The 14,514-nt window shown below is 68.5% G+C and carries 15 protein-coding genes and 1 tRNA gene; 3 read left to right on the forward strand and 13 right to left on the reverse strand.

Annotation, left to right across the window (positions count from 1 at the left end; all coding sequences use genetic code 11):
* Together secE and ABV606_RS04815 are read right to left on the reverse strand one after the other, a co-directional pair.
* Window positions 1-279 carry a preprotein translocase subunit SecE gene (gene secE / locus ABV606_RS04810; RefSeq protein ID WP_281488646.1) on the reverse strand — a complete coding sequence of 93 codons (279 nt, stop codon included), beginning with the start codon at window positions 277-279 and terminating at the stop codon, window positions 1-3.
* A 52-nt stretch (window positions 280-331) separates the two neighbouring features.
* Window positions 332-404 (reverse strand) — tRNA-Trp (locus ABV606_RS04815).
* Between the two features lie 312 nt (window positions 405-716).
* On the opposite strand from ABV606_RS04815, the gene ABV606_RS04820 reads away from it, so the two are divergent.
* On the forward strand, window positions 717-1,919 hold the full coding sequence (locus ABV606_RS04820) for a pyridoxal phosphate-dependent aminotransferase (RefSeq protein WP_281488647.1): 1,203 nt from the start codon (window positions 717-719) through the stop codon (window positions 1,917-1,919).
* A gap of 80 nt (window positions 1,920-1,999) precedes the next feature.
* Here the strand turns inward: ABV606_RS04820 and ABV606_RS04825 are convergent, their stop codons facing one another.
* The gene (locus ABV606_RS04825) at window positions 2,000-2,707 is read right to left on the reverse strand and encodes a response regulator transcription factor (protein ID WP_353988565.1); all 708 of its coding nucleotides are present in this window, start codon (window positions 2,705-2,707) and stop codon (window positions 2,000-2,002) included.
* On the reverse strand, window positions 2,704-4,026 hold the full coding sequence (locus tag ABV606_RS04830; RefSeq protein ID WP_353988566.1) for an ATP-binding protein: 1,323 nt from the start codon (window positions 4,024-4,026) through the stop codon (window positions 2,704-2,706). Before ABV606_RS04830 ends, ABV606_RS04825 begins: the two co-directional genes overlap by 4 nt.
* Before the next feature lie 104 nt (window positions 4,027-4,130).
* Between ABV606_RS04830 and ABV606_RS04835 the strand changes: the two genes are divergently transcribed.
* Together ABV606_RS04835 and ABV606_RS04840 are read left to right on the forward strand one after the other, a co-directional pair.
* Window positions 4,131-5,792, forward strand: coding sequence for a PspC domain-containing protein (locus ABV606_RS04835; protein ID WP_353988567.1), 1,662 nt, complete (start codon window positions 4,131-4,133; stop codon window positions 5,790-5,792).
* Window positions 5,789-6,487: a hypothetical protein gene (locus tag ABV606_RS04840; protein WP_353988568.1), complete on the forward strand. Its 699-nt coding sequence runs from the start codon at window positions 5,789-5,791 to the stop codon at window positions 6,485-6,487. Before ABV606_RS04835 ends, ABV606_RS04840 begins: the two co-directional genes overlap by 4 nt.
* A gap of 94 nt (window positions 6,488-6,581) precedes the next feature.
* Here the strand turns inward: ABV606_RS04840 and ABV606_RS04845 are convergent, their stop codons facing one another.
* From ABV606_RS04845 to ABV606_RS04885, 9 genes are read right to left on the reverse strand one after another with little or no spacing between them, the layout of a single operon-like run.
* Window positions 6,582-8,153, reverse strand: coding sequence for an SDR family oxidoreductase (locus ABV606_RS04845; protein WP_353988569.1), 1,572 nt, complete (start codon window positions 8,151-8,153; stop codon window positions 6,582-6,584).
* 48 nt (window positions 8,154-8,201) lie between these two features.
* Window positions 8,202-9,089, reverse strand: coding sequence for a prenyltransferase (locus ABV606_RS04850; protein WP_353988570.1), 888 nt, complete (start codon window positions 9,087-9,089; stop codon window positions 8,202-8,204).
* Window positions 9,086-9,430, reverse strand: a complete 345-nt coding sequence (locus tag ABV606_RS04855) for a lycopene cyclase domain-containing protein (protein WP_281488653.1) — start codon at window positions 9,428-9,430, stop codon at window positions 9,086-9,088. Before ABV606_RS04855 ends, ABV606_RS04850 begins: the two co-directional genes overlap by 4 nt.
* A complete protein-coding gene (locus ABV606_RS04860; protein ID WP_281488654.1) occupies window positions 9,427-9,765 on the reverse strand; it encodes a lycopene cyclase domain-containing protein in 339 nt (112 codons plus the stop codon). The genes ABV606_RS04855 and ABV606_RS04860 overlap by 4 nt, the downstream gene beginning before the upstream one ends.
* On the reverse strand, window positions 9,765-11,405 hold the full coding sequence (crtI, locus tag ABV606_RS04865) for a phytoene desaturase family protein (protein WP_353988571.1): 1,641 nt from the start codon (window positions 11,403-11,405) through the stop codon (window positions 9,765-9,767). The genes ABV606_RS04860 and crtI overlap by 1 nt, the downstream gene beginning before the upstream one ends.
* Entirely contained in the window at window positions 11,402-12,271 is an 870-nt protein-coding gene (locus ABV606_RS04870; RefSeq protein ID WP_353988572.1) for a phytoene/squalene synthase family protein, read from the reverse strand. The genes crtI and ABV606_RS04870 overlap by 4 nt, the downstream gene beginning before the upstream one ends.
* Window positions 12,268-13,383 carry a polyprenyl synthetase family protein gene (locus ABV606_RS04875; RefSeq protein ID WP_353988573.1) on the reverse strand — a complete coding sequence of 372 codons (1,116 nt, stop codon included), beginning with the start codon at window positions 13,381-13,383 and terminating at the stop codon, window positions 12,268-12,270. The genes ABV606_RS04870 and ABV606_RS04875 overlap by 4 nt, the downstream gene beginning before the upstream one ends.
* Entirely contained in the window at window positions 13,380-13,955 is a 576-nt protein-coding gene (gene idi, locus ABV606_RS04880) for an isopentenyl-diphosphate Delta-isomerase (protein WP_353988574.1), read from the reverse strand. Before idi ends, ABV606_RS04875 begins: the two co-directional genes overlap by 4 nt.
* Window positions 13,955-14,500, reverse strand: a complete 546-nt coding sequence (locus tag ABV606_RS04885; protein WP_281488659.1) for a MarR family winged helix-turn-helix transcriptional regulator — start codon at window positions 14,498-14,500, stop codon at window positions 13,955-13,957. The genes idi and ABV606_RS04885 overlap by 1 nt, the downstream gene beginning before the upstream one ends.
* Window positions 14,501-14,514 lie beyond the last annotated feature (14 nt).

Consider the following 14,514-nt stretch of genomic DNA (forward strand, 5'->3'; position numbering starts at 1 on the left):
CTAATTGACCGGACCGTTACCGAACACGTACGCGACGAGCGTGCCGAATCCGAGGTCGAGTACTGCGACCAGTCCCATCATGATGACCACGAACACGAGCACGACGCCCGTGAAGCTCAGCAGCTCCTTGCGCGTCGGCGTGACGACTTTCTTCAGTTCGTTGACGACCTGACGCAGGAAGAGGGCGATCCGCGCGAAGGGGCCGCGACGCTCTGCGCGATCCTTCTTCGCGTTTGCGACGACTTCCTCGCTGGGCTCGTCGACGACGTTCTTGGCCATCACTACCTTCTGCCGTTGTCACGGGTCAAGCCGCTCCGCGAGGAGCAACTTGCAGGGCGGACAGGACTCGAACCTGCAACCTGCGGTTTTGGAGACCGCTGCGCTACCAATTGCGCCACCGCCCTTCGCATTGTCGATGCGGGCTTCCCCCATCGCGACAGGCATCTCGCCTGACGTTCCAGGGATTGGAAGGAACCAGCCTAACCTCCGCTGCGAGCCGCGTCATGTGCGGGTCTCACACCTGAAACGGGCAGCGCAAATCTTGGCAGATTTCAACCACCTCGAACAGTGTAAGTCAGGAGCCTGAGCGCTCCAAAACGAACGAGGAGCAAGCCCCGGCGGCATCCGGCTCAAGACGCTCTTCCTTGGCAGGGGGAACGCGCCGCGGATGCCGTAACGCACTCTCGCGCTCGGGTCGCGGTGGCTAGGCTGATCCCGTGCCTGAATTCCCCCGTATCTCCCGCAGAATCGCATCGATCAGCGAGTCGGCGACGCTCAAGGTAGACGCCAAGGCGAAGGCCCTGCAAGCACAGGGCCGCCCCGTCATCAGCTATGCCGCAGGCGAGCCCGACTTCGCCACTCCCCCGCACATCGTGGAGGCCGCCGCCGCCGCAGTGCTCGAGTTCAAGAACTACCGCTACACGCAGGCGGTCGGCCTACCCGAGCTTCGAGAGGCGATCGCGGCGAAGACGCTGCGCGACAGCGGGCTCGAAGTCGACCCGTCACGCGTGATCGTCACGAACGGCGGCAAGCAGGCGGTGTACCAGTCGTTCGCGACGCTGCTCGATCCCGGTGACGAAGTGCTCATGCCGACGCCCTTCTGGACGACGTACCCCGAGGCGATCCAGCTCGCGGGCGGTGTGCCGGTCGAGGTGTTCGCCGGCAGCGACCAGGACTACCTCGTCACGGTTGAGCAGCTGGAGGCGGCTCGCACCGAGCGCAGCAAGGTGCTGCTCTTCGTGTCGCCCTCGAACCCCACCGGCGCGGTCTACTCACCCGAGCAGGTGAAGGCGATCGGCGAGTGGGCCCTCGAGCACGGTCTGTGGGTGATCAGCGACGAGATCTACCAGAACCTCGTGTACGACGGCATCCGTGCGACCTCGATCGTCGAGGCGGTGCCCGAGCTCGCCGACCGCACGATCCTGGTCAACGGCGTGGCGAAGACGTATGCCATGACGGGATGGCGTGTGGGCTGGATGGTCGGCCCCGAAGACGCCATCAAGGGCGCAGCGAACCTGCAGTCGCACCTCACCTCCAACGTGTCGAACATCTCGCAGCGTGCCGCGATCGCGGCGCTCAACGGCCCATGGGAGCCGATCGAGCAGATGCGCCAGGCATTCGACCGCCGCCGCAAGGTGGCCGTCGCCGAGCTGAGCAAGATCGAGGGCATGCGCGTGCCCACGCCCAAGGGCGCGTTCTACGTGTACGCGGATGTCTCGGGGCTGCTGAACCGCGAGTGGCGCGGCGTCACCCCGACCACCTCGCTCGAGCTTGCCGACTTCATCCTCGAGCAGGCCGAGGTCGCGGTGGTGCCCGGTGAGGCGTTCGGCCCGAGCGGTTACATCCGGCTCTCGTACGCGCTCGGCGACGAGCCGCTGCTCGAGGGCATTCAGCGTCTGCAGCAGCTCTTCGCGGGCTGACGCTTGATCGATTCATGAAGCGGGGCGGATGCTGCACGGCATCCGCCCCGCTTCTGTTCTGCCGGCACCCTCCTGCGCGGCTAGAGGAGCTTGCGAGAGAGCGCCCAGGCGGTGAGTTCGTGGCGCGACGAGAACTGCAGTTTGCGCAGCACCGCTGAAACGTGGGTCTCGACCGTCTTGATCGAGATGAAGAGCTCGCTCGCGACCTCCTTATAGGCATAGCCTCTAGCGATCAGGCGCATGACCTCGCGCTCGCGCGCCGACAGCCGGTCGAGCTCGTCGTCAGCGGCGGCCTGCTCACCAGCCACCGCACCGAAGGCGTCGAGCACGAAGCCGGCGAGTCGCGGCGAGAACACCGCGTCACCGGCCGCGACAGTGCGCACGGCGCGCGACACCTCGGCCCCTGAGGAGCCCTTCGTGATGTAGCCGCGGGCTCCGGCGCGGATCACGCCGACGACGTCTTCGGCGGAGTCCGAGACGCTCAGAGCGAGGAACTTGACCCGGTCGAGCAACGCGCTGCTGCGCTGCAGCACCTCCGCGCCGCCGCCGCCCGCTCCCCCGGGCAGGTGCACATCGAGCAGCACCACGTCTGGCAGGTGCTGCGCGATCAACGCGACGGCGTCGTCGACGGTGGCCGCCTCCGCGACGACATCGAGCGATGCATCAAGGTCGGCCCGAAGGCCGGAGCGGAAGATCGAATGATCGTCGACGATCAGCACGCGCAGCGGCGGCGGAGCCGCTGCACCGGCACCGGCATCCGCTGAACTGATGTCGCTCTCGTGAGTCATCGCTCTCGCCCTTCGGTTCCTTGGGTATCTGCTGAACTCGCCCGAGGCTCGCTCGGCTCGGGAGCGCTCTGCGGTGACGGCGCGCTCTGCGGTGACGGCGCGCTCTGCGGTGACGGCGCGCTGCGCGAGCCCGAATGGGCCACCACTGGGCTGTGCAGGTGAACCTGCGTGCCGTTCTCGTCGCTGGTCACGGTCGCGGTGCCCCCGTGGCGCGCCATGCGGCCGATGATCGAGCCTCGCACTCCCATGCGCCCCTCCGGCATGGCGCCGATGTCGAAGCCGGGGCCTCGATCACGGATGTACACATCGAGATCGGATGCCGAGAGCTCGACGTACACCGACACCTCGCCGCCGGCGTGCCGAGCCGCATTCAGCATGGCCTCGCGAGCAGCTGCCAGCACCGCTGGGAACGACCGATCGGTGAAGTCCCCGGTCGTCACCACGTCGAAGCGCACGGCGTGCTGCAACTCGAGCTCGAGCGCGACCTCGCGAAGCTGGGCCGCGAAGTCAGCATCGCTGGGCTTAGTCCCCGCGAAGAGCCAGTCTCGAAGCTCGTGCTCCTGAGCCCTCGCGATGCGCGCGATCTCGCTCGAGGCGCCCGCGCGGTTCTGGATGAGCGCGAGCGTCTGCAGCACGGAGTCGTGCAGGTGCGCGGCGACCTCGGCGCGGCTCTCCTCCTGCGCCCGGGCGGCGCGCTCGGCGAGCAGGGAGGTCCACAGTCGCACGATCGCGGGAGCGGCGAGCACGCCGGCGGCGCCGACGATCATGACGACGGCGATGACCGTGGCGGGCACGGGCGGGCTCGTGGCGAGCAGGAGCACTCCGGTGAGCGCCAGCCCGACGGCGGCCGTGGTGCGCGTCGCCACGCCGTAGCGCTCGGAGCGCTTCGGATCGTTCCGGTCGAAGAGCAGGCTCCACGCCACCGCGGCGGCTGTTAGCACGAGGGCCGCGAGCGCCACCATGGCAGCGGGTGCATAGGCGCCCACCACTGCGGTCACCAGGGCGATGACGGCCGCGACGGCGGCGAAGCCGACGAGCACCGGTGCGACCGGGAACGCACGGTGAGCGGATGCTGCGGCATCCGTCTCTCCCGTTGCCGGCTCGAGCGGCGTCAGCGCCCAGAGCCACACATACAGCAGTGCCGCCCCGCCGCCGAGCAGCGTGAACACCACCGCGCCCGCGCGCACCCAATTGACGGGCCACTGCATATGCTCCGCGACGCCCGCGCACACGCCCCCGAGCATCGCGCCCCGGGGACGGAGCATGCGCGTTGGCACGCCTGGCGTGCGGCGCGAGACAAGCGGCGCGGGTGGGGTCATGACAGCAATCCAAGCACCTGACGCAGCGGTCAGGGTCCCCTCTCGGGGTCGGTTCAGGGGAACACCCCATGGCAGTGGGGCCCCCGGCTCGAGAGCATTGGACCATGCAGAACCACGCCTCTCAAGACACGTCGGCGCCGCAGCAGCCGCAGAGCGGGAATCGCTTCTTCGCCTGGCTGCGCTCGCTCAGCATCACTCGGCAGCCCGGCTGGCTCGGCGGCGTCGCCGCCGGTGTCGCGCTGCGCCTGGGCATCGACCCGATCATCGTGCGCGGCATCCTCGTGGTGCTCGGCTTGCTCGGCGCACCAGTGCTGCTGCTGTACGCGGCGGCGTGGGCCCTGCTGCCCGACCGGTCGAACCTCATTCACGCCGAGGAACTCGGCCGCGGACGCGTGAACGGCGCGATGGCGGGTATCGCCGTGATGGCCCTGCTGGTGCTCTGGCCATGGGGCAACGGGTTCGCGCCCTTCAGCTTCCTGCTCTGGCCGTTCTTCGCCTTCAACGACTGGTTCGGATTCGACTGGAACTTCGGCGGACCGATCGGTGCGGTCTTCTCCGTGCTGTGGACGCTGGCGCTCATCGGCCTGGCGATCTGGGCGGTCGTGGCGATCGCTCGCAAGTCGGGGCCATCGGGAAACGGAAGCAACGGCGCAGCGGCACAGACGCCCGGCGGCGGCTACACCGGCGCTCACGGCACTCAGCACTTCGACGCGACGCAGCAGTCCGCACCGGCGACGGCGGCGACGCCGGCGACGGGCGCGGGCGCCGCGGGGGCGTGGGCGGCTGACACCGCGACCACTGCGCAGTACGCGCACCCGTCGACCACGGCGCCCTCCGACCACCAGCCCACCGTGCCGCTGTCGGCCGCGGCCACCCCGCCCGCGGACCCCGATGGTCTCGCGGCCTGGCGTGAGCAGCAGGCGCGCTTCAAGCAGGAGAAGGACGACTACGTGAGAAACGAGAACGCCGCGCAGCAGGCCGCTGCGGCGGCCCGCCTCGAGGAAGAGCGCCGCCAGCGTCAGCAGGCGGCCGCGGAACGCCGGGCCGAGTACGCCCGCACACGATCGAACCCGCTGTACAGCCTCGCAGCGATCGGCGTCTCCATCATCGCGGGCGCCGCAGTGCTGCTCGCGGTCGGCGGTGACCAGATCACGCAACAGGCCGTGATCGCGGGACTCGCCACCACCCTCGGCGTGCTCGGGCTGGCGATCGTCATCAACGGCATCATGGGCAAGCGCAGTGGCGGCGCAAGCGGCATGGCGTGGATCGTGGCGTTCGCGCTGGTCGCGGCATCCGTCGTCTCCGTTGGGGCCCGGGTGGTCTTCGCCGGCAATGTGCACTACGAACCGAGCTACTCCCCGACCTCGCAGACCTACCTCGTGGGTGCGGGCGAGGCGACGCTCGACCTCAGCGACTACTGGGACGGCGTCGACCTGCCCGCTGATCCCTTCGCCAGATCGAGCGACCGGCCGTGGGGCAATGTCAGTCTCATCACCGGCGCTGGTGACGTCACGGTGATCCTCCCTGACGAAGCGGTCGTCGAGCTCGACGTTCGGCATGGCGTCGGTCGGGCCACGGTCGAGAGCGAGGATCGCGACCGCATGTCGCTCTGGACCGGACGGCACGAGGTGCTTCCGCCAGGCGTCACGCGCGAGCAGTACAACGCCGCGATCGACCGGGGCCGCACCTGGTCGACCGGACTCAACCTGACGATCACACTGGGCGCAGGCGACATAACGATCATCACCGAAGGAGCAGTGCAATGACCCCCAGGGCATCAACAATCGTCTGGGGCTTCGCGATAATCATCGTCTCAGCCCTGGTGCTGATCGCGACGCTCACCGATCTCCGTCTGCCGTCATTCTTCGAGCGGCCGTCGATGCTCGTCGTCCTCGTCGGCGCCTTCGGAGCCTTGCTCGTGGTCGGTGCGGTGGTCGGCGGCATCATCTCGCTCGCGCGCCGTCGGAGCGGGGCGGATGCGTTCGGCTCCACCGCCGGCGCCGCCGCCGCGTACAGCGGCGCCTACGCGTCGCCGTATCAGGGCGCGGCGACGGGCGCGGGCTCGTTCCCGTCGGCGCCTTCGGCCCCCACTGCTTCCGCCGCGTCGGCGTCTTCCGCTGCGCAGCCGACAGTGCCGTACGGCGCAACCCCGGGCGGTCAGCCGAGTGGGCCGTTCGACCGCACACAGCCTGTAGACGGCGTCGCGTGGATGAACGCTCAGGCGGATGCCGCGGGCGGCTCCGGGTCGCGGCCCAGCTCCCCTCCCGCCTCCGCCTCCGGCGGCTCCGAGGAGGGCGGTCCGACCGGCACGCCGGTTCCCCCGGTGGAACCGGGCGATGACCAGCTCGCCATCGACGATCTGCGCACGCCGGCTCCGAACGACAGCAACACCGACCACCGGCACGACGACGCGGCATCCGGTCAGGGGAAGCCGGCTTCCCGCCCAGACGAGCAGGCCTGACGCTTTCTCGCGACCTCACCGCGAGGTCGCCGGGGGCATCGACCGTCGTCCCGAGAACTCGCGCCCGGCTCCCATCTGTGGGCGGGGCGCGAGTTCAGCTTTCGGCGTCGGAGGACGAAGCCGCCACTGAGGCTGACGCCCGCTCATGCTCGGCGGCGCGCACGATTCGCCGTGCCATGCCGCCGAAGATGAGCGCGTGCATGGGCACGAGCGTCATCCAATAGAGGCGCCCGCTGAGTCCTCTGGGCAGGAAGACCGCGCGCTGCCGGTACACCGAGCCACCACCCGTCCCAGGACTGGCCGTGAGCTCGAGCCAGGCGTCGCCGGGCACGCGCATCTCGGCTCGGAGCACGATGCGGTGGGGCGGGTCGAGCGATTCCACCCGCCAGAAGTCGATCACATCGCCCTGCCGCAGTCGCGATGGATCGCGCCGCCCGCGCGACAGCCCGACGCCGCCGAAGAGCTTGTCGATCGTGCCCCGCAACGACCACGCCCACGGCAGCGAATACCAGCCGTTTGGGCCTCCGATCGACTGCAGCACCAGCCAGAGGTCAGTGGGCGAAGCGGTGGATTCGCGCTCCCGCTCATCGCTCAGCACCGTGCGCCCCGCCCATGAAGGGTCCGATGGGAGGGGGTCGCTCGGGGCCTTTGCGAGCGAAGCGCCCCGCCAGGTGGTCGGGACTTCGCTCGCGTCGATGCGAGCAAGCGCGAGCCGCACCGACTCGCGATAGCCCAGGAGCCCTCCGGGCGGAGGAGCGATGAACCCGTCGACATCGTGGTTCCTCACCACGCAGGAGTGCTGCAGCGACTCGACGATCGGCACCGCCAGATCGCGTGGCACCGGGGTGACCAGGTTGATCCACTGCGAGGCGAGCCAGGGAGTCAAGACGGGAAGCGCCGCGATTGGCCGCTGGGGCAGGCCCGCTTCGACGGCGTAGCCGTTCATCAGCTGCCCGTAGCGCAGTACGTCTGGCCCTCCGATGTCGAACTCACGGTTCACATCCGGAGGCAGGTCGGCAGCCTTCGAGAGGTAGTGCAACACATCTCGGATGGCGATCGGTTGCACGAAGTTGCGAACCCACTTCGGCGCGGGCATGTACGGCAGCACCTCGGTCAGGTGCCGAATGATCTCGAACGATGCCGAGCCCGACCCGATGATGGTGCCGGCTTGCAGCACCGCGGCGGGAACCGCCGAATCGAGGAACACCTGCCCGACAGCCGCGCGCGAGGCGAGATGCCTCGAGAGCGGTCGGTGCTCCGGGTGCAAGCCGCCGAGGTAGACGATGCGCGACACCGAAGCGGACTCGGCCGCCCTCGCGAATGAGACCGCGGCGCGGAGCTCCTCACCGCCGAAGTCGCCGCGGGCGGTCATCGAGTGCACCAGGTAGTAGGCGACGAAGACGCCGCGCATCGCCTCGTCGAGCTCGGTGGCCGCCGGCAGCGACCCGCGCACGACTTCGACGTCGGGATACCACTCGACGTCGCGCAGCTTGTCGGGCGATCTCGTGTAGACGCGCACCCTGAACCCGTCCTCCAGAAGCCGCGGCACGAGCCGTCCGCCGACGTAGCCGGTCGCCCCGGTGACCAGGGCCAACCTGCGGCCGGTCGTTTCTGGACCATGTTCGGGCTCAGTTGCGGTTGCAGCCGCGGTTTCGGTTGCGGTCACGGAGCACTCCGACCTTCCCAAGGGAGCCGGCCTCGACCGACCCTCCGACTAGCGTTCGAACGACCACCAGATCAGCAGCATCGTCACGAGGAAGCCGCAGACGTAGTTGACCCAGAGGAACTTGCGCCAACCGCGATTCGACTCGGATGCTGTGACATCGTCGATCTTGAAATGCGACAGCGCGATGCCCACGTAGGGCAGCGTCAGCACGGCCGCAAGGGGCCCAGGCCACTGCGTGCCGAGCAGCAGCAGCCCCGCGATCGCCCACAGAGCGGCGCTCAGCCGCACGGTGGCGCGAGCACCGAACTCCGTCGCGATGGAGCGGATTCCCGCGCTGCGGTCGGGCTCGATGTCTTGCACCGCACCGAACGCATGGCTCGCGACGCCCCAGAGGAAGAATGCGGCGAGGATAGCGGCGAGCGCGGGCGTGACGACCGTGCCGGCCGCGGCGACCGCGTACAGCGCGGGCGAGACGAAGTGGGTGCTGGAAGTGAGCGAGTCGAGCACCGGTATCTCTTTGAAGCGGAGCCGGGGCACCGAGTAGGCGACGACCGCGAAGAGGCTCAGAGCGAGCACGGGCGATGCTGCGGGCTGCGCGACGACGAGTGCGATCACGAACGGCAGCGCTGACGCGACCGACACGATCACCAGCATCCGGTGCAGCGTGGGTGGGACGAGCGCCCCTTCGGCGCCTCCCTTGCGTGGATTCGCCAGATCGGACGCGTAGTCGAACACGTCGTTCAGCCCGTACATCAGCAGGTTGTAGGGCACCAGGAAGAAAAGGGTTCCGAGGACCATGAACGCATCGACGGTGCCGGTGCTGAGCCACCAGACGGCGGCGAAGGGGAACGCCGTATTGATCCAACTGAGCGGTCTTGAGGACAGCACGACGGTGGAGAGCACCGGCCGCACCGTATTGCGCGACGTCCAGCTCACAGGTCTCCCTCCGGAACGCGCTCGGAGGTGTCGGGCGCGCGAGCGAGCAGCGCAAGCCCTGGCAGCAGCAGCAGCGCTGCCACGGGGTACGCGAAGTCTTCGACGGGTGCCAGCAGCACCCGCACGCCGGCGGTTTGCGACCACTCGTAGTCGAAGAGCCCTGCCCAGATCATGACATTGTCGAAGACCGCTGTGAGGAGCAGCAGCGCGACCATGCTGAGGAGCCATGGGCGCCACCACCTGGCGACGATCGCGGGGCCCCGCCCGCTGCTGATCAGAGCCACGGCGAGAACGACGAGAGAGAGGGCGAGGAAGCCCGCGGAGAACAGTGCGTAGCTCACGAGCGCTCCCTCACTCTCTCTCGCTTCGCCGAGAGCAGACGGGAGCTCCCGGTGAGCAGCACCATGCTCAGGTGGCAGAAGAACAGCAGGAACACCAGTTCCTCGATCGGCAGGTGCGGCGCGACGAGGATGCCGGAGGACCAGGCGGAATCGAGGTGCAGGAACACGCCGGAACCGATGCCGACGAGATCCCACGTCAGGAAGAAGACGAATCCGATCAGGAGCACGACGGCGGCCCGACGCGGCTCTCGCCAGAGGAAGAGCGAGAAGCGCGCGTCGACGAGCAGCGATCCCATGAGCGAGATCAGGAGCAGCGCGAGATAGAGCAGCGACATCAGGGGCGACTCTCGAGGGGCGTGCTCGACCCGCTGGGCACTCCGGCGGGTTCAGGCAGTGGACCGGGCGAGGAGTCGCCTCTCAGGTGCTTCACCACGAGTTCGGCGCTGATGAGGCACATCGGTACACCGACGCCCGGCACGGTGGTGCCACCCGCCGCGTAGAGCCCGGAGACCCGGCGCGATGCAGTTCGACCGCGGAACATCGCGCTCTGTCGCAGCGTGTGCGCGTACCCGATCGCGCTCCCCTTGAACGATGAGAACTCGCGCTCGAAGTCGCGAGGGCCGAGCGTGCGGCGCACCAGTATGCGCTTTCTGAGATCCGGGATTCCGGCCCGCGCGGCAAGTGCATCGATGGCGCGGTCGGCGGCTGCTTCGACCGCCGGATTCCCCTGCCCGTCGAGTCCTCCCGACCCGAGCGATGGGGCTGCTGGTCCGGGGATCAGGATGAAGAGGTTCTCGCTGCCTTCCGGCGCGACGGAACGATCGGAATGGCTGGGCATGCACACGTAGAAGGAAGGGCGCTCCGGCATGTTGCCATCGCGGATCGCTTCGAAGTTGCCGCGCCAATCGTCCGCGAAGAACAGCGAGTGGTGCTCGAGCTGCGGGATCGGACCGTCCACCCCGAGCATCGCGATCACGGCACTCGGACCGGCATCCACTCGATCCCAATCCGTTTTCGGGCGGAACCGGTCCTCCGGATCGAGCAGCCGGGTCTCGGTGTGGTGCATGTCGGCTGTGCTCACAACGACATCCGCGTCGATCGTGCTCACCTCGCCGGACCTGTCGCGCCACTTCACGCCGGTCACCTGAGAGTCGCTGGTCAGGATGCGGATCGCCTCGGCACCCATCACGAACTCGGCCCCGTCAGCAAGCCGGCGCATCGAGCGGATCAGCTCGGAGAAGCCGCCCTGCGGGTAGTAGACGCCGTCGCTCAGGTCGAGGTGGCTCATGAGGTGGTACATGGCCGGCGCGGTGAAGGGCGAACTCGCGAGGAACACCGCCGGGAACTCCAGAACCTTCTGAAGCCGCTGGTCGCGCACTGTCCTCCCGACCCGACGGTGGAGCGATTCAGAGAGCATGCGCACGAGGCGGGGAAGGCGGCGAAGCACCTGGGGTTGCAATAGCTCCGACGGCCGCGTGAACGGGTTGTAGAGGAAGCGGTCGACCGACAAGCGGTACGCGTCGCCAGCCGATTCGAGGTACTTTCTGATTGCTGCACCGGCGCCGGGCTCGATCGCCTCGAATGCAGCGGCGACGGTGTCGATGCCGCTGCTGAGCACGAGCGGCTCGGCCTCTTCAGCCCCTGTCGCGCCGGCGGGTTCGAAGAAGACGCGGTAGGCGGGGTCGACCCTGACGAGGTCGAGCTGCTCGGCCAGCGAGGTGCCCAGCATCCGGTAGAAGTGATCGAATACCTCAGGCATCAGGAACCACGATGGTCCGGTGTCGAAGACGAACCCGTCGCGTTCCCACGTGCCCGCGCGGCCGCCGACTTCGTCTCGCTGCTCGAGCACCGTGACGTCGAGGCCCTCGTGCAGCAGGAGCGCCGCGGTGGCCAGGCCGCTGACCCCCGCGCCGATGACGACTGCGTGGCGTCGCGCCCCCGGAGGAGAGGCGCTCGCGTTCGCGCGGCCGCTCACGCGGACCACCTCAGCGAGGCACGGAGCGCGATGAGGAGCTTGACCGCATCCGGCACCCTGATCCTCCTGTCGATGATGGCCTCGGCAGGAGTGCGTTCGATGCGCTTCTCGAGTTCGGAGAAGAGGCCGTGCGCGGTCGCGACGGCGCGGCGCGCACCTGCGGGCAGCAGGCGGATCGACGCCTCGGCGGCCTCGAGATCCGCGCGAATGGACTCGGTGATCTCGCGCTTCTCCGACTCGCCCAACCGACCGCTGTCGACGTTCGGGAAGTAGGAGCGCCCCAGCCCTCGCGCATCGTCGCCGAGATCGCGGAGGAAGTTGATCTTCTGAAACGCGGCCCCGAGCCGACGCGCGCCGTCGACCAGCACGGCGCGCTCGGCAGCGTCGGGGCGCGCGTCTTGCAGGAAGACCCGCAGACACATGAGCCCCACGACCTCGGCCGACCCGTAGACGTACTCGCGGAATGCGGTCTCGTCGAGCCGCGTGAGGTCGAGGTCAGCGCGCATCGACCTGAAGAACGGTGCGATCAGGTCGCTTCCGATGCCGGCGTGCACTGCGGTGCAAGCGAAGGCGTGCACCACGAGATTCGTGCTGAACCCTCGCCGGATCGAGTCGTACACCTCGTTCTCCAGGGCATCCAGCAATTCGAGCCGCTCTCCCGCCACGAGCCCGGCGCACTCGGCAGGGCCGTCGACGATCTCGTCGGCAATGCGCACCAGGCCGTAGATGTTCGCGATATGCGGGCGATAGCGGGGTGCGAGCAGTCTGGTCGCCATCCCGAACGAGGTGGAGTAGTCGCTGAGCACCACCCGGGCGACATGAGACGCGCATGTCTCGTAGCGGTCGAGGGTCATTGAGTCGATCATGATGTCCGCTCCGCGCATCGGGTGAGTAAGTGGGCGAGGTAGGTCTGCAGTTCCTGCGGCAATGGAGCTTCATCGATCCGCCGGGCGGCCGAGTCGACTCGGCGCTGGATCTCGCTCTCGACCTGGGCGAGAGCCCCCGAATCGCGAAGGGCCCCGCGCAGGCGCTCGGCATCGACCTCATCAAGGTCGGGTTTGCCGAACCGGTCGCTGGCTCCACGCCAGGCATCCGTTGACCGTGCCAGTTCCACAAGAAGGGTGTGCTTGCCCTCGCGAAGATCACCGAGCGCCGACTTGCCAGTTGTCTCGGGATTGCCGAAGACGCCCAGCACATCGTCTCGCAACTGGTAGACCGTGCCCAGCGCTGCGCCGATCTCATCGAGCGCATCGCGCACGGCCGGTTCAGACGTCGCGAGCGTTGCCGCGGCGAGCAATGGCGCCTGAAACGAATAGCGCGCGGTCTTGAGCTCGCTGGTGATGACGACGCGCTCGGGGTCGGCGTGCGAAGGGGCGATGCTGAACCAGACGTCGGCGTACTCGCCCTCGGCCGAATCGAGCAGCGTTCGATCCACAAGATCGAGCAGCGACGACCGCACCTCCGTCGGGAGCGTCGCCCGCGCCACCAGCGAGTACGCCGTGCCGAGCAGGAGATCTCCGGAGAGGATGCCGGCGGTCACCCCAAGTCGCGCCGCCGCCTTCGGCGCCACACCGTGCTCCACCGCGAGCGACACCGCCTCGCCGACCGCGTTCAGGTCGCCACGGCGCTTCAGATCGCCGTCGATGACGTCGTCGTGCGCGACGAATGCCGCGTGCAGCAACTCGAACGCGGCGGCGATGTCGATCACGCCCGAAGCGGTCTTTGACGACGACGAATCGGTGTCGTGCGAGCTGGCGCGCTGCTCCTCGAGCCGGCGATAGGTGTGCAGGAGAAGGAGGGGGCGGATGCGTTTCCCGCCGCTCAGCGACCGCGTGATCGAGCCGCGAATCGCGTCGAACGGCAACCGGACCGTGTTCGTGCTGCTGATGCGCAGCGCCACGTCGCGCAGCCGCGACTCCACTCGCGCAAGGTCGACGCGGTCGCGTTCGAGTTCGCGCTCCAGTTGCAGTGCGCTCATTGCGACCTCCTCGGTTCTATGAGCACGGTGCGGGGGCGACCGGCGAGTTCGTCGAGCTGCCAGACGAGCCAGGGGCTGAACGCCCAGGGGGCGGCGTGCACCGCCCGGGCGAGGTCGTCGGGCTGCACCCAGCGGTACTCCTGCACTTCGTCGGGGTTCGGGGCCGGATCGCCGATGGCGCGCGCCGAGTACACCGGGCAGAACTCGTTCTCCTCCACACCAGAGGCGTCAGTGGCGCGATAGGCGAAGTCGGGCAGCAGGGGCTCGATGCGGTCGATCGCGAGGCCCAGTTCGTGCTCGGCGCGGCGGACGATCGCGGAGTCGATGGGTTCGTCGGGCCCGGGGTGCCCGCAGAAGGCGTTGGTCCAGACTCCGGGCCAGGTGGCCTTGCTCAGCGCACGCCGCGTCACCAGCACGCGGCCGTCGTCGTCGACGACGTGGCACGAGAACGCGAGGTGCAGCGGCGTCTTCTCGCTGTGAACCAGGTGCTTCGGCATTGCACCGGCGGGCTTCCGCTCGTCATCGAGCAGCACGACCCGCTCGAGGCTTCGCGTGCTGCCTTCGATGACCATCAGGAATCCCCCGAGGTGTGAGCGAGGTCGCGCAGAAAGCGCACCACGATCTGTCGCTCCTCGCTCGACAGGCGCGCGGCAGCCTGAAAGCGGCGGGCATGCGAGACACCGACGTGGTCCCTGGCGTCGCGACGGGTCTCCTCGGTCACGGCCAGGGTGATCGCTCGCCGGTCGGTCGGGTGGGGAGAGCGCGTCGTGTGCCCACCCGCCTCTAGCCGGTCGAGCAGCTTGGTCGTCGCGGCGCTCGTGATCTCGAGGTACTCGCTGAGCATGGCGGGCGTGACAGCCACTCCGCACCGGTGCCCGGCGAGGATGAATCTGATGGCGCGCATCTCGCGTTCGGAAAGAGCCATGTATTTGCTCGATGCCTTGCTCTGCTCGGCCTCAGCGAGCTTCCACTCCATCATGGCCCGCATCACGTCTGCGATCTCGGCCTGTTCTGCGCCCGGCATCCGGTCGAGCTCGAGTAAGGAACCGTCGGGATCCATCAGGCGCGGATCGTGCATGTGCTCGAGCACCTTCGCAACGTGAGACGAGTAAGCCACTCCCAGATAGTAAG

This window comes from Ruicaihuangia caeni, from assembly GCF_040536845.1.
In the GTDB taxonomy this organism is placed as follows: domain Bacteria; phylum Actinomycetota; class Actinomycetes; order Actinomycetales; family Microbacteriaceae; genus Ruicaihuangia; species Ruicaihuangia caeni.